We start from the raw sequence: 21,590 nt of genomic DNA, 5'->3' as shown, positions 1-21,590 counted from the left end.
ATGGAGGTTTATATGAGCGGTCCTAAGTACAAACGCGTAGTTTTAAAATTGAGCGGAGAAGCACTTGCTGGTGAATCTAGCTTTGGTATTAAACCTTCTGTAATCAAATCGATTGCCATCCAAGTAAAAGAAATAGCTGAGCTTGGAGTGGAGGTAGCCGTCGTCGTAGGCGGAGGTAACATTTGGCGTGGGAAAATCGGCAGTGAAATGGGTATGGATCGAGCTAATGCTGATTATATGGGTATGCTTGCGACCGTTATGAACTCATTAGCTTTGCAAGACAGCTTGGAGAATTTAGGGATTGAGTCAAGGGTTCAGACCTCCATTGAAATGCGTCAGGTTGCAGAACCATACATTAGACGTCGTGCGATTAGGCATTTAGAAAAGAAGCGTGTGGTTATTTTTGCAGCTGGAACAGGAAACCCATACTTCTCTACAGATACAACTGCGGCGTTAAGAGCAGCTGAAATTGATGCTGAAGTAATTTTGATGGCTAAAAATAATGTGGATGGTGTGTATTCAGCAGATCCACGTATTGATGCAAATGCAACTAAATATGAAGATCTTTCATTCCTGGATGTATTAAAGGAAGGATTAGCGGTTATGGATTCAACTGCTTCTTCATTATGTATGGATAATGATATCCCACTTATTGTTTTCTCAATTATGGAACAAGGCAATATTAAAAAAGCCGTTATGGGTGAAAAAATTGGAACTGTTGTTAGGGGGAAAAATTAAATGCCGAAACAAGTTATTGCTGGTACTAAGGATCGTATGACAAAAGCGATTCAATCTTATACACGTGAGCTTGCTAGTATCCGTGCTGGAAGAGCAAGTGCATCCTTGCTCGATCGCATTACTGTTGATTATTATGGTGCGCCAACGCCTGTCAATCAAGTGGCTGGTATCTCTACTCCAGAAGCTAGACTACTTGTTATTCAACCCTATGATAAATCAATTCTCGGTGATATTGAAAAAGCAATCCTTAAATCTGACTTAGGTTTAAATCCATCAAACGATGGGTCAATTATTCGTATTGCTATCCCGCAGTTGACAGAAGAACGCCGTAAAGAGCTTGTAAAAGTAGTGAAAAAAGAATCAGAAGAAGCAAAAGTTGCAATTCGTAACATCCGTCGTGATGGAAACGATGACTTGAAGAAGCTTGAAAAGAATGGAGAAATAACTGAAGATGCGCTTCGCGGGTATTCCGACGATATGCAAAAACTTACAGATGAATTCATTCAAAAAATCGATCAAATCACGAAAGATAAAGAAAAAGAAATCCTAGAAGTGTAATTGAGTGTGAAGACCCTCTATTTAGGGGGTTTTTTTCACTATTTTAGGGGTATTTTTATTAAATAAGATTACCCGAGAATGTTTTCTGAACATTATTCTTAATTCCTTTTATTTTACATAAGTTATTTATTAGAGATATCTTCCTGCTTTTTTGGTATGATAAAAGCATGTAACCTTGTTTACCCTTTACATAAACAATCGGAGGCAATGATTAATTAATTGAGGAGCAGTGCTATGTTTAATAAATTTAGGCTTGGGAAGAAGCAAGAACACTCTTCCACACTCCGAGATAACATTGAAGAATTAAAAAAACAACCTATACCTGAGCATGTTGCAATAATCATGGATGGTAATGGGCGCTGGGCTAAGAAGAGGGCCTTGCCACGTATTGCCGGTCATCATGAAGGGATGAAAGTGGTTCGTAAAACTACTATGCTGGCAAATAAACTTGGAATTAAGGCACTTACATTATATGCGTTTTCGACTGAAAATTGGAAACGCCCTAAAAATGAAGTGGAATATATCATGCGTCTGCCAGAAGAATTTTTAGGTACCTTTCTCCCCGAACTGGTTGAAAATAATGTTCAAGTGAAAATGATTGGATATAAAAATCAGCTTCCTGTACATACACTACATGCAATTGAAAAAGCTATAGAAGAAACGAAAGATAATAATGGACTAGTATTAAACTTTGCGCTGAACTATGGTAGCCGGGCTGAGATTATAGATGCAGTTAAGCAGGTCTTAAATGATAGTAAAAATGGCATACTGAATGAGACTGATCTTAATGAAGATGTTTTTTCTTCCTACCTTATGACCTCTGAATTTAAAGATCCGGACCTATTGATTAGAACGAGTGGGGAAATTCGTTTAAGTAATTTCATGCTTTGGCAATTGGCCTACTCGGAGTTTTGGTTTACGGATGTTTTATGGCCTGATTTTAGTGAGAATCATTTACTTGAGGCAATTGAAGTCTTTCAAAAGAGGCAGCGCAGGTTTGGCGGAATATTATGAGGTGAACTATTAGATGAAGCAAAGAATTATTACAGGAGTCATTGCTGCGGCATTATTTTTGCCCATTGTTTATTATGGTGGGTTTCCACTTGTATTATTAACCTATTTTTTAGCGACGATTGGTTTGTACGAGCTGTTAAAAATGAAGAATATAACGATTTTTTCTGTTCATGGATTTCTTTCAGTCTTATTTCTTTGGGTACTTCTCTTTCCAGAGGAATATTCCGAAGTGATACAAACCTTTTATTACTCAAAAACAGAAATAGGCATTGCGTTAATTCTTTTATTGTTAACCTATACTGTGATTACGAAAAACCGTTTTACATTTGAGGATGTATCCTTCTCCATACTCTCTGCTCTTTATGTAGGAATTGGTTTTTACTTCTTCTTTGAGACAAGACAAGAGGGTGGCCTTGTTTTTATTTTGTATTCCTTATTTATGATTTGGGCAACTGATTCAGGTGCCTACTTTATAGGGAAAGCGATGGGTAAGAGGAAGCTTTGGCCTGAAATTAGCCCTAATAAAACGGTTGAAGGCTCAATAGGCGGTGTACTATGTGCAGTCATCGTATCTGTTCTGTTTGTGCTGTTTACTGATATACATGCATCTTTAATTGGAATAACGGTCGCCCTGTCGGTTTTTGGACAAATTGGCGATTTGGTTGAATCTGCATTTAAGCGTCATTTTAATGTGAAAGACTCAGGAAATATATTACCTGGTCATGGCGGTATTCTTGACCGGTTTGATAGCCTACTATTTGTTTGGCCGTTATTGCACTTTTTCCATCTTTGGTCTTAGGCGCATGCGTTTTATCTTTAGGAGTTGACATTATTGAAAACAATTAGCTTATTGGGAGCTACAGGGTCGATAGGCACACAGACCCTCGATGTGATTCGTGAGCACCCAACAGAATTTAAACTAGCTTCCTTTTCTATAGGGAAAAATATTGAACTAGCAAGAAAAATGATAAGTGAATTTCAGCCAGAGCTTGTTTCTGTACAAAACAAAAGTGATTATATAACATTAAAAACAGAATTCCCACAGACCAAATTTACGTTTGGTCCGGAGGGTTTAATTGAAACAGCAGTTTATGAAAAGGCGGATATTCTAGTGAATGCCGTGCTAGGAAGTGTTGGTTTAAATCCAACATTACAAGCGATTGAATGTGGAAAAATCATTGCAATTGCAAATAAAGAAACGCTCGTTACGGCTGGGCATTTAGTGATGGATGCAGCCAAACGAAATCATGTAACACTTCTTCCAGTTGACAGTGAACACTCCGCAATTTTCCAAGCTCTCCAGGGGGAAAAGGCGAAAAATATTGAAAGATTGATTCTTACTGCATCAGGTGGCAGTTTCCGTGACCGTTCAAGAAATGAGTTAGAAAATGTGACGGTTCAAGAGGCGTTAAACCATCCGAATTGGTCAATGGGAGCAAAAATTACAATTGATTCAGCTACCATGATGAATAAAGGGTTGGAAGTCATTGAGGCACACTGGCTGTTTGATATTCCTTATGATAAAATAGATGTTCTTCTTCATAAGGAAAGTATCATCCATTCAATGGTGGAATTCCATGATTCAAGTATTATTGCACAGCTTGGAACACCAGATATGAGAGTACCTATTCAATATGCACTCACATATCCTGACCGATTGCCGCTAGCATCGGCAAATCGATTGAATCTAGCTCAAATTGGGAGATTACATTTTCAGGAAATGGATATTGAGAGATTTCGCTGTCTGAACTTTGCTTATATAGCTGGTAAAGAAGGCGGAACAATGCCAACAGTCTTAAATGCGGCTAATGAAGCGGCAGTAGCAGCCTTTTTAGAAGGGAAGATTCGTTTCCTGCAAATTGAAGACTTAATTGAAAAGGCATTAAGCACGCATCAAACCATCCAACATCCTAGCCTGAGCGTAATACAAGAGGTAGATCAAGAAACTAGACAGTATGTACAATCTCTTCTGTAAGGAAAGCGGAAGTGACAGTAATCAAAGTTAAGTGATTCACCCCCTATCCTTAAAAAAGGTGGTTTTAAAATTTGAGTACAGTTATTGCCTTTATTGTAATTTTTGGTGCACTTGTCTTCTTTCATGAATTAGGTCATTTTATTTTTGCAAAAAGGGCAGGTATCCTCTGTCGCGAATTTGCCATTGGTATGGGTCCAAAGGTGTTCTCCCATAAAAAAGGAGAGACTACTTATACGATTCGTCTTCTTCCAATAGGCGGCTTTGTCCGAATGGCTGGAGAAGACCCTGAAGTAGTAGAAATTAAGCCTGGATATCGTATTGGTCTTATGTTTGATAAACAGGATCATGTTACAAAAATTATTTTAAATAATAAAGAAAAATTCCCGCATTGCCGAATTGTAGAGGTCGAGTATGCCGATATTGAGCGGGAGCTTGTCATAAAGGGATTTCCGGAAGATGAAGATGAAAGCTTGCACGCTTTTAAAGTACTTCCTAACTCAGTAATTGTAGAAAATGGAGTCGAATCACAAATCGCTCCGGTTGACCGTCAATTTGGTTCTAAAACATTAGGTCAAAGGTTTATGGCTATATTTGCTGGTCCGATGATGAACTTTGTACTTGCTTTTATATTATTTATTGTTATTGCATTGCTCCAGGGTGTTCCTTCCAATGAGGCGAAATTGGGTGAAATTACTCCAGATGGGGCAGCCAAGATGGCTGGTCTAAAAAAAGGTGATTTAGTTCAGAGTATCAATGGTTCGGAAATATCCAGCTGGACCGATGTCGTTGAAATCATTCGAAAAAATCCGAATGAAGAGCTTGATTTTTCTATTGTTCGTGACGGAAATGAAAAGGAGATTGAAGTAACTCCTCTTGAAAAAACCGTAGAGGGCAAGAAAATGGGAATTATAGGTGTTTATAGTCCTGTGGAAAAATCACCTGTTCAAGCCGTGAAGTCTGGTTTCACTGAAACTTATTTCTGGACTAAGCAAATTTTTGTTATGCTCGGAAAATTGATTACAGGCCAATTCTCTATTGATGCCCTTTCAGGTCCAGTAGGAATATATAATTCGACTGCTGAAGTAGCTAAGTCAGGAATTTATTACTTAATGAAATGGGCTGGAATTTTAAGCATTAACTTAGGGATTATGAATTTATTACCAATTCCTGCCCTCGATGGTGGAAGATTGATGTTCTTTGCAGTTGAAGCAGTGAGAGGAAAGCCGATAGATCGACAAAAAGAAGGAATGGTTCATTTTATCGGATTCGCCCTTCTCATGCTGTTAATGCTTGTAGTCACGTGGAACGACATACAAAGATTTTTCTTGAAATAAAAAATTGGGATCGCGAATTGCGGTCCTTATTTTTTTCGGAAACATTTTTCCCAAAATGGATGAAGTTTTCTGTCGAAATCCGACGAATCATCTTGTATCATATGATATAATTACTATTCAATAATAAAGAGACAGAGAGATTTTAATATAGATGGGAGAGAGAACGATGAGCGAACATGCCCTAGGCAATAAAGAGCGATTCCAACTCTTGCTCCAGCAGCTGCAATTAATAGAGGATGCTGTAGTAGTGCATTTTACAAATGCGCAAATTGAAAGACTATTGGTTGAAAAGAAAGCAAGGAAGTGGCATTTTCAATTCTTATTTGAAAAAATCCTCCCTTTTAATGTCTATTTAAGGTTCACCACTCAGCTGGAACGAACCTTTTCCAATATTGCTACTATTTCCTATGATATCAAAGTACCAAATCCAGATAGTACACCAGAACTTTTACTAGAGTATTGGAGTCATTGTATCCAACAAATTGATGGAATTTCACCTCCACTCTTAAAACTATTAAATGAACAAATGCCAATCGTTAGCGGAAATAAGTTAGCGATTACGGTAAGGAATGAGGCAGAGGGTCTAGCTTTAAAACGAAAATATGGTTCAGTAATTGGAGATATTTTGCAATCGTTTGGGTTTCCGCAGTTTTCAATTGAAACAGATTTAAAAGTGGAAGAAAAAAATGAAGAATACGAAAAATTTCTATTGGCAAAACAAAAAGAAGATCAGGAACGTGCTCTCCTGGCAATGGTTGAAATGCAAAAGAGCGATGCAGAAAAAGACCAAGCTTCAGGAGATGTGCCTAATGGTCCGCTTTCCATAGGACTAACCATAAAAGATGATAATGATCTTCGCAGCATGATTGATATCGTTGATGAAGAACGACGAGTAGTTGTTGAAGGTTATATTTTTGATGCTGAAATAAGAGAATTACGCAGTGGCCGTTCATTATTAACCTTTAAGATTACCGATTACACAAGTTCGCTAATGGTAAAAATGTTTTCTCGAGATAAAGAAGATGCTGCCATGTTCCAGCGTGTGAAAAAGGGAATGTGGGTTAAGGTTCGTGGAAGCATTCAAAACGATACCTTTGTACGTGACCTTGTCATGATTGGAAATGATATAAATGAATTTAAACCCGCTGGGCGGAAAGATACTGCACCGGACGATGAGAAACGGGTAGAATTACATCTGCATACACCTATGAGTCAAATGGATGCTGTCACACCTGTAAGTGCTTTAGTTGCTCAAGCAGCGAAATGGGGACATAAAGCTATTGCTGTCACTGATCATGCAGTGGCTCAATCTTTCCCAGAAGCATATGGTGCTGGTAAGAAAAACGATATCAAGATTCTATATGGTGTGGAAGTCAATTTGGTCGATGATGGGGTACCGATTGCTTATAATGATGCACATCGTCTCCTTGCAGAGGATACATTTGTTGTGTTTGACGTAGAAACAACGGGACTATCAGCTGTGTATGATACGATTATTGAATTAGCAGCTGTAAAAGTGAAGGACGGAGAAATTATTGACCGTTTTGAGTCATTTGCAAATCCGCACCATCGACTTTCAGCAACAACGATTAATTTAACAGGAATAACGGATGATATGGTGCAAAATGCACCTGAGGTAGAAGAAGTATTGCGAAAGTTCCATGACTGGGTAGAGGATGCTGTTCTTGTCGCCCACAATGCATCCTTTGATATGGGATTCCTGAATGTAGGGTATAAAAAAATAGGGTTAGAAAAGGCCAAAAATCCTGTTATTGATACACTTGAGCTTGGACGTTTTCTGTATCCTGAGCTGAAAAACCACCGGTTAAATACTTTGGCGAAAAAGTTTGATATTGAATTAACCCAGCACCACCGCGCGATTTATGATGCAGAAGCAACTGGCTACTTATTATTAAAAATGTTAAAGGATGCACTAGAAAAAGGAATCCACTACCATGATGAATTTAACAATAACATGGGTAAGGGGAATGCCTATCAACGTGCTCGTCCATATCATTGCACACTTTTAGCACAAACCGAGGCGGGGTTAAAGAACCTATTTAAGCTCGTTTCCATTGCACATATAGAATACTTTTATCGAGTACCGCGGCTTCCTCGATCGGTTCTACAAAAATATAGAGAGGGCATACTTGTTGGTTCTGGCTGTAATAAAGGTGAAGTGTTTGAAGGGATGATGCAAAAATCTCCGGAAGAAGTCGAAGCTTTCGCGGGATTCTATGATTATCTTGAAGTAATGCCAAAAGAAGTAAATGCTCCGTTGATAGAAATGGAATTGGTTCGTGATGAAAAATCAATGGAAGATATTATTGGCAAGATCGTTACACTAGGTGATAAGTTAGGGATCCCTGTTGTGGCTACGGGAAATGTTCATTATCTCAATGAAAATGATAAAATCTACCGTAAAATTTTAGTTAACTCACAAGGTGGAGCGAACCCACTAAACCGTCATGAGTTGCCTGATGTTCACTTTAGAACAACCAATGAGATGCTCGATGCTTTTGCCTTTTTGGGTAAAGAGAAGGCAAAGGAAATCGTTGTTACTAACACGAATAAAATTGCCGATATGATTGACAACATAAAGCCGATTAAAGATGATCTCTATACACCAAAAATTGAAGGTGCCGATGAAGAGATGCGTGAAATGAGCTATTCAATGGCTCGTAAAATATATGGTGACAATCTTCCTGAGATTGTGGAAGCCAGATTAGAGAAAGAATTGAAAAGTATTATCGGCCATGGATTCGCCGTAATTTACTTGATTTCACATAAACTAGTAAAAAAATCACTGGATGATGGTTATCTAGTTGGTTCCCGTGGATCAGTTGGTTCCTCCTTAGTCGCCACGATGACGGAGATAACGGAAGTGAACCCATTACCGCCACATTATGTTTGTCCAACCTGTAAGCATTCAGAATTCTTTAATGATGGTTCTGTTGGATCAGGATTTGATTTGCCAGATAAAGATTGTCCACAGTGCGGCGCAAAGTACAAAAAGGATGGACACGATATTCCGTTTGAAACCTTCCTTGGCTTTAAAGGGGACAAGGTTCCCGATATCGACTTGAACTTCTCGGGGGAATATCAACCACGTGCTCATAACTATACGAAAGTGCTGTTTGGTGAGGAGTATGTCTATCGTGCAGGAACCATTGGTACGGTTGCAGATAAAACAGCATTTGGATATGTAAAGGCCTATCAGCAGGATAACAACCTTCAACTGCGTGGTGCAGAAGTGGAGAGGCTCGCTTCTGGTTGTACAGGTGTGAAAAGAACAACAGGACAGCATCCTGGTGGGATTATCGTAATTCCTGATTATATGGATGTATATGATTTCTCACCGATTCAATTCCCGGCAGACGATAGAAATTCCGAATGGAAAACAACCCATTTTGATTTCCATTCCATCCATGATAATGTCTTAAAGCTTGATATACTCGGACACGATGATCCAACTGTCATCAGAATGCTGCAAGATCTAAGTGGAATGGATCCTAAAACCATTCCGACGGATGACCCTGAAGTAATGAAAATCTTTAGTGGAACAGAATCGTTGGGTGTAACAGAACAACAAATCATGTGTAAAACGGGTACACTAGGGATTCCTGAGTTTGGGACTCGATTTGTCAGACAAATGCTTGAAGATACAAAGCCAACAACATTTTCAGAACTCGTCCAGATTTCAGGACTATCCCATGGAACGGACGTATGGCTAGGGAATGCACAGGAGTTAATTCACAACCAAACGTGTAACTTAAGTGAAGTAATTGGCTGTCGTGATGATATCATGGTCTACTTGATTTATCAGGGGCTGGAACCTTCATTTGCTTTTAAAATTATGGAATCTGTCCGTAAAGGTAAGGGCTTAAGTGAAGAAATGGAAGCCGAAATGCGGAGAAACGAAGTACCAGAATGGTACATTGACTCCTGCAAAAAGATCAAATACATGTTCCCTAAAGCACACGCGGCAGCCTATGTATTAATGGCGGTACGGATTGCGTACTTTAAAGTGCATCTGCCACTTCTTTACTATGCTGCTTATTTCACGGTTCGTGCAGAGGACTTTGACATTGAAGCAATGTCTCGTGGGCCTGAAGCAATCCGGGCAAAAATAGAGGAAATTAACGCAAAAGGTCTGGAAGCATCCAATAAAGAGAAAAACCTCCTTACTGTTCTAGAGCTAGCACTTGAAATGACAGAAAGAGGATTTTCCTTCCAAAATTATGATTTATATAAATCAGATGCATCAGATTTTATTATTGAAGGGAATACACTCATTCCACCATTTAATTCGATTCCTGGGTTAGGAACCAATGCAGCTTTTAATATTGTAAAAGCACGGGGTGATGGAGAGTTCTTATCAAAAGAAGACCTTCAACAACGAGGAAAGGTTTCTAAGACCATTCTTGAATATTTAGACAAACAAGGTTGTCTAAATGCACTACCGGAGCAAAACCAGCTATCTTTGTTCTAAATAGGGATAATCCTGATAAACCTCCGTTGTGTTTGCATAAAAACAATGGTTATGGTATAGTTTTATTGGAAATACTAAGAAATACTCTCGTGTTCAAGAGTGGGGAAACCCACTCTTTCGTTATGTAATCGAGGTGCTTGCACTTAAAAGTTGTATACATCTTGGTTTTGTTTACAAATGTTTTTTAGTGTTATTTGATAAAACTTACCGTGAACTACATAGAATATGGGTGAAATATTTTAGAAAAGGAGGTAAAGCATGAGCAAAGTAACGGAAGTTGTAGAAGAGCTGGCTGCACCAATTTTTCAAGAACTTAGCTTAGAATTAGTGGATATTGAATATGTGAAGGAAGGTAAAAACTGGTATCTTCGCGTATATATCGATAAGGACACAGGAGTTGATATTGAGGATTGTGGTCTAGTTAGTGAGCGACTAAGTGAAAAACTCGACGAAGTGGATCCAATTCCCCATAACTACTTTCTTGAAGTATCCTCTCCGGGTGCAGAGCGTCCATTGAAAAAAGAAAAAGATTTTGAAAAGGCTATTGGTAAAAATGTCTTTATTAAAACTTATGAACCGATTGATGGAGAAAAAGGTTTTGAAGGGAAATTACTTGAGTTTGATGGCCAACACTTAAAAATTGAAGTGAAAATCAAAACTCGTAAAAAGTCTATTGACATTCCATATGAAAAAGTAGCAAGTGCAAGACTGGCTGTTGTTTTTTCATAAATGAAAAAATTGAATAAGAGTAGGGGGATACAAGCAAATGAGCAGCGAATTATTAGATGCTCTTACAATACTGGAAAGAGAGAAAGGTATTTCCAGAGATATACTAATTGATGCTATTGAGGCGGCATTGGTATCAGCATACCGTCGTAATTTCAATCAGGCACAAAATGTCCGCATTGATTTGAACTTACAATCTGGTTCTATGCGCGTTTTTGCAAGAAAAGAAGTGGTTGATGAGGTATTCGATCCACGGCTTGAAATTTCTATTGCAGATGCACAACACATTAATCCTAATTACCAGGTAGAAGATGTTGTCGAAATGGAAGTAACTCCAAAAGACTTCGGAAGAATTGCTGCGCAAACAGCGAAACAAGTGGTAACTCAGCGTGTTAGAGAAGCTGAAAGAGGTATTATTTATTCTGAATTTATTGATCGTGAAGAAGACATCATGACAGGTATCGTTCAAAGACTTGATTCTAAATTTATTTATGTCAGCCTTGGTAAAATAGAAGCACTATTACCATTAAATGAACAAATGCCAAATGAACGTTACAAACCGCATGATCGAATCAAAGTTTTTATTACTAAAGTGGAAAAAACTACTAAAGGTCCACAAATTTTTGTTTCTAGAACTCATCCTGGATTACTGAAACGTCTATTTGAAATTGAAGTTCCTGAAATTTACGATGGTACAGTTGAAATTAAATCTGTTGCCCGTGAAGCAGGTGACCGCTCGAAAATTTCCGTTCATTCCGATAATCCTGAGGTTGATCCAGTTGGTTCTTGTGTTGGACCAAAAGGAACAAGGGTGCAAGCGGTAGTTAATGAGTTAAAAGGTGAAAAAATTGATATCGTTAAATGGTCAGATGATCCAGTTGTTTTTGTCGCTAATTCTTTAAGCCCTTCAAAAGTGCTAGATGTTATGGTGAACGAAAATGAAAAAGCGACAACAGTTGTTGTACCTGATTATCAGCTTTCATTAGCAATCGGTAAACGCGGTCAAAATGCTCGACTAGCAGCAAAGTTAACTGGCTGGAAAATTGATATCAAAGCTGAAACTGAAGCACGAGAGCTTGGAATTTATCCACGTGAAGAAACAATCAGACTTTTTGATAATCAAGTGGATACAGATTTTGATTATGAAGATGATGATTTGGACTAATTAGGAGGTGAATGATCGTGAACACAAGAAAAAAAGTTCCTATGCGCAAATGTGTGGCAACCGGTGAAATGAAGCCGAAAAAAGAACTCGTTCGCATCGTTCGCTCAAAAGAAGGGGATGTAACCATTGACCTAACTGGAAAAAAATCCGGTAGAGGTGCATACCTTTCAAGAGACAAAGAAGCAATCCTATTAGCCAAGAAGAAAAATACTTTAGCTAACCATTTAGAGGTTTCTATAAATGATTCGATATACGAAGAACTACTTGAGCTAATTGAGAAGGAGAACTGACAATCCAAATGAAACAAAATCAATGGATGTCATTGCTTGGCTTGGCCAATCGAGCGCGTAAAATCATATCGGGTGAAGAGCTTGCCTTAAAGGATATTAGAAACGGTAAAGCAAAGCTTGTTTTATTAGCCGCGGATGCATCTGCAAATACGACTAAAAAAATTACAGATAAATGTAATTCCTATCATGTACAGTTGAAAATAGTCGAAGACCGTCATCTTCTAGGTCAAGCAATTGGCAAGGAAGCACGAGTTGTTGTAGCTGTTTTGGATGAAGGATTTGCAAAAAAACTGGTAACGTTGCTCGATTAAATCTAGCGGGGGTGAAAATATGAGTAAAATCCGTGTTTATGAATACGCAAAAAAACACAATATTTCAAGTAAAGAAATTATTACAAAATTAAAAGAAATGAATATAGAGGTTTCTAACCATATGGCAACAATAGAAGATTCAGAAGTAAAAAAACTTGACGCAACATTCAACAAAAAAGAAAGCACTACACAACAGAGTAAACAAATGGGTGGCGGGCAGCAACAACGCTCAAATGGACGTCCTGCTCAGCAGCAACAACAGCAACGTCCAAATCAAAGACCGGCACAGTCTGGTCAAAAGCCGCAAGTACAGTCTAAAAATGCACCTAAAGCGTTTGAGGAAGCTGCAGATAAATCTCCTACTCCTAAGAAGGTAAAAGTTGTCTCTCCTCCAAAAGCGGCTGAAGGCAAAAAACAGAGCCAAGAAAATCAATCCAAAGAAAATAAAGTCTTCAGTAGTGCAGATAAAGCAAAGGCTAAGCCTTATAATAATAACCAAAATCGTAATAATCGCAATAATAATAATAACAAGAAGAAGACTCATACACCAGTTCAGCAAGCACAGCCTCAGAAGAAAAAAGAAAAAGAGCTTCCAGCTAAAATTACTTTTAGTGAGTCATTAACTGTTGGTGAACTTGCAAAAAAAATCTATCGTGAACCGTCAGAAATCATTAAAAAGCTCTTTTTACTTGGTGTGATGGCTACCATTAACCAAGTGCTCGATAAAGATGCGATTGAATTGATCGCTGGGGAATATGGGGTAGAGGTTGAAGAAGAAATCAAGATTGACACAACGGATCTTGAAGTTTACTTTACCGAAGATGGAGCAGAAGACTTAGTAGAAAGACCTTCTGTTGTAACGATTATGGGTCACGTTGACCATGGTAAAACAACCCTTCTTGATTCTATTCGTAATACAAAGGTAACTGAAGGTGAAGCTGGCGGAATTACTCAGCATATTGGTGCCTATCAAGTAGTTGAAAATGGAAAGAAGATTACTTTCCTTGATACACCGGGACACGCTGCATTTACAACCATGCGTGCTCGTGGAGCGAAAATCACTGACATTACCATTCTTGTGGTAGCGGCAGATGATGGTGTAATGCCACAAACAGTTGAAGCGATTAACCATGCAAAGGCTGCTGAAGTTCCAATCATTGTTGCTGTAAACAAAATGGATAAAGAAGCTGCAAATGCTGACCGAGTTATGCAGGAATTAACTGAACATGGATTAGTATCTGAAGCATGGGGTGGGGATACTATCTTTGTACCACTTTCTGCAAAAACCGGAGAAGGAATTGACACTCTTCTTGAAATGATCTTACTTGTAAGTGAAGTAGAAGAATATAAGGCCAATCCTAACCGAAAAGCTGTCGGTACGGTTATCGAGGCACAATTAGATAAAGGCCGTGGATCTGTTGCGACATTATTAGTTCAAAACGGTACTTTAAAAATTGGTGACCCGATTGTTGTTGGAACTACATTCGGACGGGTTCGTGCGATGGTGAATGATAAAGGACGACGAGTAAAAGAAGCGGGTCCTTCTACTCCAGTAGAAATTACAGGACTAAATGATGTTCCTCAGGCAGGAGATCGTTTTGTTGTATTTGAAGACGAAAAAACAGCCCGACAAGTTGGGGAAGCGCGTGCGCAAACTGCTTTAGTAGCTCACCGTGGTGAAAAATCCGTTGTCAGTCTCGAAACACTATTTGACCAATTGAAGCAAGGTGAAATGAAGGACTTAAACATCATCCTAAAAGCAGATGTTCAAGGTTCTGCTGAAGCCGTTGCCGCATCATTGCAAAAAATAGATGTAGAAGGCGTAAACATTAAAATTATTCATAGTGGTGCTGGTGCTATTAATGAGTCGGATATCACTCTTGCAGCCGCTTCAAATGCAATTGTCATCGGATTTAACGTTCGTCCAGATGTAAATGCTAAGCGCGCTGCGGAAGCTGAAAAGGTTGATGTTCGTCTACACCGCATTATTTATAAAGTAATTGAAGAAATCGAAGCAGCCATGAAGGGAATGCTTGATCCTGAATTCCAAGAAAAGATTATTGGTCAAGCTGAAGTTCGTCAAACTTTCAAGGTTTCAAAGGTTGGTACCATTGCTGGTTCGTTTGTGACTGAAGGTAAAATTACCCGTGATAGCGGAATTCGTTTAGTTCGTAACGGAGTTGTTATCTTTGAAGGACAAATTGATGCGCTAAAACGTTTCAAAGATGATGCTAAAGAGGTTTCTAAAGGTTATGAATGTGGTGTCACAATTAAAAATTTCAATGATGTTAAAGAAGGAGACATCATTGAAGCTTATGTAATGGAAGAGATCGAACGTAAATGATCATCGGTGTCGCCGAATGTGAATGTATCATCTATGATGCTCATTCATTAAAAGAGAAACGAGCCGTTTTGCAGAGAATTCTAACTCGTCTAAAACAGAAATTTAATGTATCCGTTGCCGAGGTTGACTTTCAAGATGTATGGCAAAGAACGAAAATTGCCATTGCGGTTGTAACCTCTAATCGGTTATCTACAGAGATTGAATTGCAGAACGCACTAAAATTAATTGACTCGTTTCCAGAGATTGAACGAACAATCACCGAGATTGATTGGCTTTAAATTAAGAGGTGAATATGATGAGCCACAGAGCAAATCGTGTTGGAGAGCAAATGAAAAAAGAACTTAGTGACATCATCGGCCGGAAAATAAAAGATCCTCGGATCGGCTTTGTGACAGTTACTGATGTTCAAGTTACAGGTGATTTACAGCAAGCAAAAGTATATATTTCTGTGTTAGGTGATGACGAGCAAAAGGAGAATACATTAAAAGGCTTAGCTAAAGCAAAAGGCTTTATTAGAACAGAAATTGGCCACCGTATTCGCCTTCGTAAAACACCTGAAATTATTTTTGAGTGGGATGAATCAATCGATTATGGAAATCGAATTAATACTCTTCTACATCAATTGCATCAGGATGATGATAAACCGATGGAAAAGAATGACGAAGAATAAATTCAAAAATAAGCAGAAATTCACATTGAAAATGGATAGACAACCGTCTATCCATTTTTTTCGAATATTACTGAGATCGGAGTGAATAAGGTGGAAGGAATATTACCGTTATTCAAACCAGCAGGGCTAACTTCCCATGATTGTGTATTTAAGTTAAGAAAAATTTTAAAAACAAAAAAAGTCGGACATACAGGAACACTTGATCCGGATGTAACGGGTGTCCTCCCTATTTGTATTGGGAAAGCTACAAAGGTTGCAGAGTATATTACGGACGCAGGAAAAGCATACGAAGGTGAAGTAACCATAGGCTTCTCCACCACGACGGAAGATGCATCCGGTGAAGTGGTTGAAAAGAAAGATGTTGATCGAACCATTCTACGCGAAGAAATTCAAAAGGTCCTTGATTCGTTGACGGGAGAAATTGAGCAAACCCCACCTATGTTTTCAGCAGTAAAGGTGGGAGGGGTTCGGTTGTACGAGTATGCTCGAAAAGGCATTGAAGTAGAGCGCCCCACTAGGAAGGTAACCATATACTCGATTGAATTACTGGATGATCGGACAGAATTTTCAGGAGAAACGATTCAATTTCGCTTTAGAGTCAGTTGCAGTAAAGGGACCTATATACGAACATTAGCAGTAATGATTGGGGAGAGACTAGGGTACCCTGCACACATGTCCAAACTAATAAGAATCCAGTCAGCAGCCTTCACGTTGGAGGATTGTTTGACCTTTGAGGAAATAGAAAAACTGATGGAAACTGGTGAAATTTCTTCTGTTTTACGACCATTAGAGTCAGCACTTTCTTATTTGCCGAAATTACAGATTAATGATAAAGTAGCAGAGAAAGTGAAAAATGGTGCGGTGTTACCAATACCAGAACACTTAAAAACAACTAACGGACCGATTATCGCTGAAACAGCAGAAGGACTGGCTCTCGCCATTTACGCAAAACATCCAAGCAAGCCAGACCTGCTTAAACCTGTAAAAGTATTGCGAAATGAATAATAAGGTTTCGGTATAGAAAAGGTGAGTTTCATTTGGAAGTCAAAAGGCTTAATTTTCCACATAAATTAGATAGAAACGATTTTCCGCCTTTAGCAATGGCCTTGGGCTATTTTGATGGTGTTCATATGGGACATCAACAAGTAATCTTAGAAGCAAAAAAACAAGCAGAAGAACAAGATTTCCGAAGTGCAGTAATGACTTTTGATCCGCATCCCTCTGTTGTGTTGGGTAAAAGCAAGAAGCACGTACAATATATTACGCCCTTATCAGATAAGATAAAGATTATTGAAGAGTTAGGTATAGACTATTTATTTATTGTTCATTTTACACCTGAGTTTGCTAACTTACTCCCACAGGAGTTCATTGATCAATATGTGATAGGGCTGAATGTAAAGCATGTAGTAGCTGGCTTTGATTATTCTTATGGGCGGATGGGAAAAGGAACGATGGAAACCCTGCCTTTCCACTCTAGGAATCAATTCTCCTACTCCGTTGTCCCAAAGTTAGCTCAAGGTGAGGAAAAGGTTAGTTCTACAAGAATTCGTCACTTGTTAAACGAAGCAAAAGTAATTGAACTTCCTAGTCTGCTTGGCAGATATTATAGGACATCGGGCACTGTCATTCACGGGGACAAGCGTGGGAGAACGATAGGTTTCCCGACAGCAAATATAGACCTGAATGAAGAGTATATGATCCCTCCCTTGGGTGTATACGCAGTAAAATTGAAGGTAAAGGATCATTGGTATAATGGTGTTTGTAATGTTGGTTATAAACCAACCTTTAATAAAGAAGCATTAAAGCTAACTGTTGAAGTTCACTTATTTGAATTTGAACAAGAGATTTATGGAGAAGAAGTAGTCGTCGAATGGCATCTGTATTTGCGTAAAGAGCAGAAGTTCTCCGGAATTGACGAATTGGTTAGTCAAATAGAAAGAGATAAGCAAAAGGCAATAGATTATTTTGAAAAGAATCGACAATCTTCCTGCTAAAGCCGCTTTTATCAAAGTTTTTCTTACATTTAAATAAGGTTTCGACTTGCTTTTTGACGTAAAAAGATGTATTCTTATATACGTATTAAAAACAACCTTTGCTTGGCAAGTCGAGTCACCGACGCTTGCTCGGTAACAGGGGATAGAAAAACTAGGAGGTGAACCTGGATGGCAATCACTCAAGAACGTAAAAATGAACTTATCAATGAGTATAAAACTCATGAGAGCGACACTGGATCTGCAGAAGTTCAAATCGCTGTCCTTACTGAATCAATCAATAACTTGAACGAGCACTTACGTACTCACAAGAAAGATCACCACTCACGTCGCGGTCTTTTGAAGATGGTTGGTAAACGTCGTAATCTTTTAACATTCCTACGTAACAAAGACGTTCAACGTTACCGTGTGTTAATCAATAAGCTTGGTCTACGTCGTTAGTCTACAGAAGCGGGATTTATCCCGCTTTTTTATTAGCCTAAAAAGGCAAAAATTAAAGTAGTAAAGAAATTTTTATACATAATTTTAAGTCAAGACTTTTATGTGCATACTAATACTAATTTGAAATTGATAACATAAGCATTTATGGCTTTTTTTATATTAGGAAGATTTAGAAAGAGGATTTCATCGAGGAAGTATCCTCGCATCATCCTCCTAAAGTGATTTAGATAGAGAGGGGTACAAATATGGAACAAACGAAACATGTATATTCTATGGATTGGGCAGGCCGTAATTTAACCGTGGAAATTGGACAGTTAGCTAAACAGGCTAACGGTGCGGTAATGGTCCGCTATGGAGATACAGCTGTATTAAGTACAGCTACTGCTTCAAAAGAACCAAAAAATCTCGATTTCTTTCCATTAACAGTAAACTATGAAGAACGTTTATATGCAGTTGGTAAAATTCCAGGTGGATTTATTAAACGTGAAGGTCGTCCAAGTGAAAAAGCAATACTTGCCAGCCGTCTAATTGATAGACCGATTCGTCCACTTTTTGCTGATGGCTTCCGTAACGATGTGCAGGTAATCAGTATTGTCATGAGTGTCGATCAAAACTGTTCTTCCGAAATGGCTGCAATGTTTGGGTCATCACTAGCACTAAGTACTTCAGATATTCCGTTTGAAGGTCCAATTGCTGGGGTTATTGTTGGCCGTGTGAATAATGAGTTTGTCATCAATCCAACGGTTGAACAAGCAGAAAAAAGTGATATTCACTTAACGGTTGCTGGCACGAAGGATGCCATTAACATGGTTGAGGCAGGTGCACTTGAAGTGCCTGAGGAAACGATGCTTGAGGCAATTATGTATGGTCATGACCATATTAAACAATTAATTGAATTCCAAGAAAAAATTGTTGCAGAAATTGGTAAGCCAAAAAGAGAAATCAATCTTTATGAAATTGATAAAGAGCTTGAAGCAGAAGTAAGAGAAATTTGTGAAGCTGATATGGTTAAAGCTATTCAAGTTCAAGAAAAGCATGCACGTGAAGATGCGATTAAAGAAATAAAAAATCAAGTGATTGCTAAATATGAAGAACAAGAAGCAACAGCTGAAGATTTAAAACAAGTAAAGCAAATCTTGGACAAGATCGTTAAAGGTGAAGTACGCCGACTAATTACAGTAGAAAAAGTACGTCCAGACGGTCGTAAAATCGATGAAATCCGCCCATTGTCATCACAGGTAAGTATTTTACCTCGTACGCACGGTTCAGGATTATTTACACGTGGACAAACTCAAGCATTAAGTATTTGTACACTAGGAGCAATGGGTGATGTACAGATTCTCGATGGTTTAGGAATTGAGGAAGAAAAACGCTTTATGCACCATTATAACTTCCCATCCTTTAGTGTTGGGGAAACAGGTCCAATTCGTGGACCGGGTCGACGTGAAATTGGACATGGTGCACTTGGTGAACGTGCGCTCGAGCCTATTATACCGTCTGAAAAAGATTTCCCATATACAATCCGCCTTGTATCTGAAGTGCTTGAATCTAATGGTTCTACTTCTCAGGCTAGTATTTGTGCTTCTACTTTAGCGATGATGGATGCTGGTGTGCCTATTAAAGCGCCTGTAGCAGGAATTGCAATGGGTCTTGTCAAATCAGGAGAGTATTATACGGTTCTATCTGACATTCAAGGGATGGAAGATCACCTTGGAGATATGGATTTTAAAGTTGCAGGTACCGCTAAAGGGGTAACCGCACTTCAAATGGATATTAAGATTGAAGGTCTTTCTCGCGAAATTTTAGAGGAAGCATTGCAACAAGCAAAAATAGGAAGAATGCACATCTTGGATTCGATGTTAGCTACCATTACAGAGCCAAGAGCAGAACTTTCCCAATTTGCACCTAAGATTTTAACAATGAATATCAATCCGGATAAGATTCGTGATGTGATTGGGCCTAGTGGTAAACAAATCAATAAGATTATTGAAGAAACTGGTGTTAAGATCGATATCGAGCAGGATGGAACGGTATTTATTGCTTCAACCGATCAAGCAATGAATCAAAAAGCGAAAAAAATCATTGAAGATATCGTTCGAGAAGTTCAAGTTGGTGAATTGTACCTTGGTAAGGTTAAGCGAATTGAAAAATTCGGTGCCTTCCTAGAAATCTTTGCAGGAAAAGATGGTCTTGTTCATATATCCGAACTGGCTGAAGAGCGAGTTGGAAAAGTGGAGGATGTTGTTAAAATCGGAGATGAGCTTTTAGTTAAAGTAACCGAAATTGACAAACAAGGCAGAGTCAACTTGTCTAGAAAAGCCGTGTTAAAAGAGCAGCGGGAAAAGGCTGAGAATAAAGAATAATTAATAAAGAAACTCAGGCTAAATCAAGGCTGTGATCTATTTATATGAGTCAGGGGCTTCCCTGGCTCTTTCTTTATATAGCAAGATTTGCTCCCTGAGTTCTACCTTGTCCCCCCTATACATAATCTTTATGGAAGGGGGAAAGGTAAATGAAAAAGCTCAGCATATTTTTAATTATTTGTTTTAGTGCTTGGATTTCAGTAAATAATCCAGTTGTGAATAAGTATGTATCCTCTTTAAGGGATTCTGCACTTCCGACAGCGAAACAGTCAGATCCCCTATATCAGAGTATAATAAAAAATGCTTCTACATATGAAATACCACCTTCCGATGCCAAGGTTGACAGGGTTTGGAAGGCTATTCCAGGATATAATGGACTTAAGGTAGATATTGGCGCTTCATATAAAAACATGAAAAGTAAAGGCGTCTTTGATGAAATGAAATTAGAATATACCCAAGTGAAACCAAAAATTCATCTAAAGGATTTACCACCAACCCCAATTTATAAAGGGCATCCAGACAAACCTATGGTATCCTTTATTATTAATGTAGCTTGGGGAAATGAATATTTACCTGAAATGCTAGCAACATTAAAAAGACACAATGTATCCGTTAGCTTTTTCCTTGAAGGAAACTGGGTTAAAAAGAACCCAGATGTTGCAAAAATGATCGTAAGCGCTGGGCATGAAGTAGGTAATCATTCCTATTCTCATCCGGATATGCAAAAGCTTACTGCAGCTCAGACAAGGGAACAAATATTAAAGACGAACAACATTATTGAAGCGGCTACTGGAGAAAAGCCAGTTTGGTTTGCGCCTCCTAGTGGCAGCTATCGGGATGAGACGATAAAAATAGCAGATGAACTGAATATGCTAACCGTTATGTGGACGGTTGATACGGTTGATTGGCAGAAACCGTCACCTGATGTCTTAATTAATCGAGTCATGTCTAAAATTGATAAGGGCTCCATGGTTCTCATGCATCCAACAGAATCAACCGCAAAATCACTTGACAGGCTCATTACTCTTATCGAGAAAAAGGATTTAGAGATCGGTACGGTCTCAGAATTAATGAGTGAGGAAAGAATGATAAAATAATTTATGAGAATCTATCAGAAAATTGGAGAAAATATCTATAAAAACGTATAATAAATAATTGGAGTAGTAGCATCTGCTGTT

19 protein-coding genes are annotated in these 21,590 nt (G+C 38.5%); all 19 read left to right on the top strand.

The genetic code is table 11. The annotated features are described in order from the left end of the window. Positions 1 to 12: 12 nt before the first annotated feature. The 19 genes from pyrH to QFZ87_RS19035 all read left to right on the top strand — a co-directional run bounded on the left by pyrH (position 13) and on the right by QFZ87_RS19035 (position 21,509). Complete coding sequence (pyrH, locus tag QFZ87_RS19125) at positions 13 to 738, top strand: UMP kinase (RefSeq protein ID WP_308080178.1); 726 nt, start codon at positions 13 to 15, stop codon at positions 736 to 738. Beyond that, positions 739 to 1,296: a ribosome recycling factor gene (frr, locus tag QFZ87_RS19120; protein ID WP_308080177.1), complete on the top strand. Its 558-nt coding sequence runs from the start codon at positions 739 to 741 to the stop codon at positions 1,294 to 1,296. Between the two features lie 234 nt (positions 1,297 to 1,530). Then, entirely contained in the window at positions 1,531 to 2,310 is a 780-nt protein-coding gene (locus QFZ87_RS19115) for an undecaprenyl pyrophosphate synthase (protein ID WP_309864996.1), read from the top strand. Between the two features lie 13 nt (positions 2,311 to 2,323). Further along, the gene (locus QFZ87_RS19110; RefSeq protein WP_309864993.1) at positions 2,324 to 3,109 is read left to right on the top strand and encodes a phosphatidate cytidylyltransferase; all 786 of its coding nucleotides are present in this window, start codon (positions 2,324 to 2,326) and stop codon (positions 3,107 to 3,109) included. Between the two features lie 33 nt (positions 3,110 to 3,142). Continuing rightward, positions 3,143 to 4,285, top strand: coding sequence for a 1-deoxy-D-xylulose-5-phosphate reductoisomerase (dxr, locus tag QFZ87_RS19105; protein WP_309864990.1), 1,143 nt, complete (start codon positions 3,143 to 3,145; stop codon positions 4,283 to 4,285). A 71-nt stretch (positions 4,286 to 4,356) separates the two neighbouring features. After that, the gene (rseP, locus tag QFZ87_RS19100) at positions 4,357 to 5,619 is read left to right on the top strand and encodes an RIP metalloprotease RseP (RefSeq protein ID WP_309864988.1); all 1,263 of its coding nucleotides are present in this window, start codon (positions 4,357 to 4,359) and stop codon (positions 5,617 to 5,619) included. Positions 5,620 to 5,785: 166 nt separating this feature from the next. Then, a complete protein-coding gene (locus QFZ87_RS19095; protein WP_309864985.1) occupies positions 5,786 to 10,111 on the top strand; it encodes a PolC-type DNA polymerase III in 4,326 nt (1,441 codons plus the stop codon). A gap of 258 nt (positions 10,112 to 10,369) precedes the next feature. Beyond that, complete coding sequence (gene rimP / locus QFZ87_RS19090; protein WP_309864983.1) at positions 10,370 to 10,840, top strand: ribosome maturation factor RimP; 471 nt, start codon at positions 10,370 to 10,372, stop codon at positions 10,838 to 10,840. 37 nt (positions 10,841 to 10,877) lie between these two features. Next, positions 10,878 to 12,002 carry a transcription termination factor NusA gene (gene nusA / locus QFZ87_RS19085; RefSeq protein ID WP_309864980.1) on the top strand — a complete coding sequence of 375 codons (1,125 nt, stop codon included), beginning with the start codon at positions 10,878 to 10,880 and terminating at the stop codon, positions 12,000 to 12,002. 17 nt (positions 12,003 to 12,019) lie between these two features. Next, entirely contained in the window at positions 12,020 to 12,292 is a 273-nt protein-coding gene (rnpM, locus tag QFZ87_RS19080) for an RNase P modulator RnpM (RefSeq protein ID WP_308080169.1), read from the top strand. 8 nt (positions 12,293 to 12,300) lie between these two features. Continuing rightward, a complete protein-coding gene (locus QFZ87_RS19075; protein ID WP_309864978.1) occupies positions 12,301 to 12,603 on the top strand; it encodes a YlxQ family RNA-binding protein in 303 nt (100 codons plus the stop codon). 19 nt (positions 12,604 to 12,622) lie between these two features. Continuing rightward, on the top strand, positions 12,623 to 14,947 hold the full coding sequence (gene infB / locus QFZ87_RS19070; RefSeq protein WP_309864976.1) for a translation initiation factor IF-2: 2,325 nt from the start codon (positions 12,623 to 12,625) through the stop codon (positions 14,945 to 14,947). Further along, a complete protein-coding gene (locus QFZ87_RS19065; RefSeq protein ID WP_309864973.1) occupies positions 14,944 to 15,225 on the top strand; it encodes a DUF503 domain-containing protein in 282 nt (93 codons plus the stop codon). The genes infB and QFZ87_RS19065 overlap by 4 nt, the downstream gene beginning before the upstream one ends. 17 nt (positions 15,226 to 15,242) lie before the next feature. Further along, positions 15,243 to 15,617: a 30S ribosome-binding factor RbfA gene (gene rbfA, locus QFZ87_RS19060; RefSeq protein ID WP_309867987.1), complete on the top strand. Its 375-nt coding sequence runs from the start codon at positions 15,243 to 15,245 to the stop codon at positions 15,615 to 15,617. 90 nt (positions 15,618 to 15,707) lie between these two features. After that, positions 15,708 to 16,622 (top strand): tRNA pseudouridine(55) synthase TruB, encoded by a 915-nt coding sequence (gene truB / locus QFZ87_RS19055; RefSeq protein ID WP_309864971.1) that lies wholly within the window; start codon positions 15,708 to 15,710, stop codon positions 16,620 to 16,622. A gap of 32 nt (positions 16,623 to 16,654) precedes the next feature. Continuing rightward, positions 16,655 to 17,611 (top strand): bifunctional riboflavin kinase/FAD synthetase, encoded by a 957-nt coding sequence (gene ribF / locus QFZ87_RS19050; RefSeq protein WP_309864967.1) that lies wholly within the window; start codon positions 16,655 to 16,657, stop codon positions 17,609 to 17,611. A 168-nt stretch (positions 17,612 to 17,779) separates the two neighbouring features. Then, a complete protein-coding gene (rpsO, locus tag QFZ87_RS19045; RefSeq protein ID WP_024026799.1) occupies positions 17,780 to 18,049 on the top strand; it encodes a 30S ribosomal protein S15 in 270 nt (89 codons plus the stop codon). A gap of 245 nt (positions 18,050 to 18,294) precedes the next feature. Then, positions 18,295 to 20,412: a polyribonucleotide nucleotidyltransferase gene (gene pnp / locus QFZ87_RS19040; protein WP_309864960.1), complete on the top strand. Its 2,118-nt coding sequence runs from the start codon at positions 18,295 to 18,297 to the stop codon at positions 20,410 to 20,412. A 149-nt stretch (positions 20,413 to 20,561) separates the two neighbouring features. Then, positions 20,562 to 21,509 (top strand): polysaccharide deacetylase family protein, encoded by a 948-nt coding sequence (locus QFZ87_RS19035; RefSeq protein ID WP_309864958.1) that lies wholly within the window; start codon positions 20,562 to 20,564, stop codon positions 21,507 to 21,509. Positions 21,510 to 21,590 lie beyond the last annotated feature (81 nt).

Source organism: Bacillus sp. SLBN-46 (assembly GCF_031453555.1).
Taxonomy (GTDB): domain Bacteria; phylum Bacillota; class Bacilli; order Bacillales; family Cytobacillaceae; genus Neobacillus.
Note: the sequence above shows the minus strand (reverse complement) of the source record. Positions and strands in the feature narration are given on the sequence as shown.

What these genes read in the sequence shown, in the direction of transcription:
- rbfA (WP_309867987.1), top strand. Translation starts at nt 15,243, where the DNA reads ATGAGCCACAGAGCAAATCGTGTTGGAGAGCAAATGAAAAAAGAACTT.
- nusA (WP_309864980.1), top strand. Translation starts at nt 10,878, where the DNA reads ATGAGCAGCGAATTATTAGATGCTCTTACAATACTGGAAAGAGAGAAA.
- QFZ87_RS19065 (WP_309864973.1), top strand. Translation starts at nt 14,944, where the DNA reads ATGATCATCGGTGTCGCCGAATGTGAATGTATCATCTATGATGCTCAT.
- QFZ87_RS19035 (WP_309864958.1), top strand. Translation starts at nt 20,562, where the DNA reads ATGAAAAAGCTCAGCATATTTTTAATTATTTGTTTTAGTGCTTGGATT.
- QFZ87_RS19115 (WP_309864996.1), top strand. Translation starts at nt 1,531, where the DNA reads ATGTTTAATAAATTTAGGCTTGGGAAGAAGCAAGAACACTCTTCCACA.
- infB (WP_309864976.1), top strand. Translation starts at nt 12,623, where the DNA reads ATGAGTAAAATCCGTGTTTATGAATACGCAAAAAAACACAATATTTCA.
- rpsO (WP_024026799.1), top strand. Translation starts at nt 17,780, where the DNA reads ATGGCAATCACTCAAGAACGTAAAAATGAACTTATCAATGAGTATAAA.
- rimP (WP_309864983.1), top strand. Translation starts at nt 10,370, where the DNA reads ATGAGCAAAGTAACGGAAGTTGTAGAAGAGCTGGCTGCACCAATTTTT.
- pnp (WP_309864960.1), top strand. Translation starts at nt 18,295, where the DNA reads ATGGAACAAACGAAACATGTATATTCTATGGATTGGGCAGGCCGTAAT.
- QFZ87_RS19095 (WP_309864985.1), top strand. Translation starts at nt 5,786, where the DNA reads ATGAGCGAACATGCCCTAGGCAATAAAGAGCGATTCCAACTCTTGCTC.
- pyrH (WP_308080178.1), top strand. Translation starts at nt 13, where the DNA reads ATGAGCGGTCCTAAGTACAAACGCGTAGTTTTAAAATTGAGCGGAGAA.
- QFZ87_RS19075 (WP_309864978.1), top strand. Translation starts at nt 12,301, where the DNA reads ATGAAACAAAATCAATGGATGTCATTGCTTGGCTTGGCCAATCGAGCG.
- QFZ87_RS19110 (WP_309864993.1), top strand. Translation starts at nt 2,324, where the DNA reads ATGAAGCAAAGAATTATTACAGGAGTCATTGCTGCGGCATTATTTTTG.
- frr (WP_308080177.1), top strand. Translation starts at nt 739, where the DNA reads ATGCCGAAACAAGTTATTGCTGGTACTAAGGATCGTATGACAAAAGCG.